Source organism: Arthrobacter sp. Y3225116 (assembly GCF_059091245.1).
In genome coordinates this window covers 1-2,698 of the sequence record NZ_JBNHGL010000320.1, presented here as the reverse complement: position 1 = coordinate 2,698, position 2,698 = coordinate 1, and the positions used below count along the sequence as shown (strand labels likewise).

Annotated in this window: 2 protein-coding genes and 1 pseudogene; all 3 read right to left on the bottom strand. The window is 64.9% G+C overall.

Annotated elements, in window-relative coordinates; translation table 11 throughout:
• Positions 1-906, bottom strand: a pseudogene (locus AC5RV2_RS16775) (peptidase M23); the annotation flags it as partial.
• A gap of 4 nt (positions 907-910) precedes the next feature.
• On the bottom strand, positions 911-1,825 hold the full coding sequence (ftsX, locus tag AC5RV2_RS16770; RefSeq protein WP_494022786.1) for a permease-like cell division protein FtsX: 915 nt from the start codon (positions 1,823-1,825) through the stop codon (positions 911-913).
• The gene (ftsE, locus tag AC5RV2_RS16765) at positions 1,822-2,523 is read right to left on the bottom strand and encodes a cell division ATP-binding protein FtsE (RefSeq protein ID WP_493979073.1); all 702 of its coding nucleotides are present in this window, start codon (positions 2,521-2,523) and stop codon (positions 1,822-1,824) included. The genes ftsX and ftsE overlap by 4 nt, the downstream gene beginning before the upstream one ends.
• Positions 2,524-2,698 lie beyond the last annotated feature (175 nt).

The following is a 2,698-nucleotide window of genomic DNA, read 5'->3' as shown; positions in this document are numbered from 1 at the left end:
GGCAAGCCGATCGCGCTGATCCTGCTCTACGGCGCACTGGGGTCGTTGTTCATGCCGTTCCTGGCGCTGACGCTGCTGGGCCTGCTCAACGGCCAGCTCCTGCTCGATCTGCGGCTTCTTGGCCTGCAAACTGTCCGACAGCGCCGAGGTCTCGGCGATCAGCTGGTCGACCTTCTGCTTTTCGGCGGCCGCCTCGTCGCGGGCGACCTGTTCGGCCGCCAGCGCCTCCTCGGCCTGCGCCTTCAGGTCCCGGATTTCCTCCTCCACGGCCTCCAGCCGCGCCCGGGAGTTCACGTTCGTGGCGTTCTGCTGGGCCAGCTTGTCCAGTGCCGCGTTTTGGCTGCGCAGCGCCTGGTCCGCCAAGTCGATGGTGCTGGCCAGGTTCGCGTCGCCGTCGGAACCGAAGAACAGCGACAGGTTGGACGGCACCCCGCCCTGCTTGTAGGCCTGGGTGGCGATCTGGCCGATGACCTTCTTGGTTTCCTCCAGCTCCTCGGCATCACTGGCCAGTTGCTGGTTGATCTTGTCCTTGGTCTGCAGCGCCAGGTCCACGCGCTGCGCCAGTGCGGCCACCTTGTTGGTGGCGGCGTCCACCCGGCCCTCGGCCTCGGAGAGCTTCTGCTGGGCCGCCGGAAGCCGGCTCTGGTGCTGCTTCAGTTCCTTGACCGCCTCGACGATGTCGGCGTTGAGGAACTCCAGCGACGATTCGATCTGCTGGATTTCCTGGTCGAGGGCGGCCTTGCGGTCGTCGAGGTCGTCTGCCTGGGCGGGGCCGGCGGAGCCCAGCGAGAACGCGAGCAGGGCGGCCATGGCCGCGCTCAAAATCCCTTGCGGAAGACATTTCTTCCGCGGCTTGGTACGGCTCACAGCCTGGCTCCCCAATGTCAAGTTCTGTGCACGTGTCATGAGTCTAGACCTTAAGGTAGCGGCGCAGGGTCAAAAGGGACGATATTCCGGCCAGGACGGCGCCCAGCAGCACCAGCGCGGGACCGATCACCAGCATGGTGCTGGAGGAAATGAAGGCCGTGTCGGGGTATTGGCTGGCCAGCCAGCCGCCGATGAAGAAGTGCGCCACCGCCCACAGGGTAACCGAGGCCAGCAGCGCCCCGAGCACGGCGGCGATCACCCCTTCCAGCACGAACGGCAGTTGGATCACGGCCTTGGAGGCACCGACCAGGCGCATGATGCCGGTTTCCCGGCGCCGGCTGAAGGCGGAAAGCCTGATGGTGGTGGCGATCAGCAGGATGGCGCAGACAATCATGACGACGGCGATGCCCACCGCCACGAGCGAGGCGATGTTCATGACGCTGAAGACCTTTTCCAGGATCTCGCGCTGGTCCACGACTACTTCGACGCCGGGCAGCGAGGAGAAGATCTCGTTGATGACCTCGTACTTCTGCGGATCCACCAGCGAGACGCGGAAGGACTCCGGCAGCTGGTCGGCCGTCACCGAGTCCACGATCGGGGAGTTCGCGAACTGGTCGCGGAAGTGGCCCAGGGCATCGTCCTGCGACTCGTACAAGTAGGTGTCCACGTACTGTTCCACGGCCGGACTGGTCAGCGTGGACTCGATTTCCGCACGCTGTTCGTCGGTCACGGGGCCCGCCGCGCAGCTGGCCGTCGTCGAGGTGTCAACGCACAGGAAGATGGCCACCTGGACCTTGTCGTACCAGTAGCCCTTCATCTGGTTGATCTGCATCTGCAGCATGCCGGCCGCGCCCACGAAACTGAGCGAAATGAAGGTCACCAGCACCACGGAGACCACCATGGACAGGTTGCGGCGCAGGCCGGAACCGATTTCACCGAGGATAAAAGCCAGTCTCATTTGGCCTCCTCCGGTTCGCCCAGGTAGATGCCTTCGGACTGGTCGCGCACCAGCACGCCGTCGCGCAGCTCGATCACGCGCTTGCGCATTTCGTTCACGATCACGTTGTCGTGGGTGGCCATCACCACGGTGGTGCCGTTCTGGTTAATCCGGTCCAGCACCTTCATGATCCCCAGCGACGTGGTCGGATCCAGGTTGCCGGTGGGTTCGTCGGCCAACAGGATCCCGGGCTTGTTCACGACGGCGCGGGCGATGGCGACGCGCTGCTGCTCGCCGCCGGAGAGCTCGTGCGGCATGCGGTGGTCTTTGCCCTCCAGGCCCACGGTCTTGAGCACCTCGGGCACCGTCTCGCGGATCACCGCGCGGCTGCGCCCGATCACCTGCATGGCGAACGCCACGTTGGCGAAGACGGTCTTGTTGGGCAGCAGCCGGAAGTCCTGGAACACCACGCCGATGCCGCGGCGCAGTTTGGGCACGCGCCAGCTGGGAATGTTGGCCACGTTCTGGCCGGCGACGTAGACCGAGCCACGGGTGGCGCGGTCTTCTTTCAGGACCAGGCGGATGAACGTGGATTTCCCGGACCCGGACGAGCCGACCAAGAACGCGAAGTCGCCGCGGTCGATCTCCAGACTGATCTTGTCCAAGGCCGGACGAGAGTTCTGGTCGTAGATCTTCGTGACGTTATCGAATCGAATCATGACTACTTTGTGCCTCAGGCCGAGGACGAGGGCTTGTGCTTGGGGGAAGAAACCTCAGCCTCTCGACTATAGGCACGCAGTCTTGAGTTTATCCTGCAGCCTGTTCGGTGTGTCGTTTCACCGGACCGGCCCGATGCCCGCGGCCCGTCCGGCCGCCCGGCCGGCCAGGGCGTCG

Bases quoted from the DNA above. Each gene is read 5' to 3' on its own strand.
- ftsX (WP_494022786.1), bottom strand. From the start codon at position 1,825: ATGAGACTGGCTTTTATCCTCGGTGAAATCGGTTCCGGCCTGCGCCGC.
- ftsE (WP_493979073.1), bottom strand. From the start codon at position 2,523: ATGATTCGATTCGATAACGTCACGAAGATCTACGACCAGAACTCTCGT.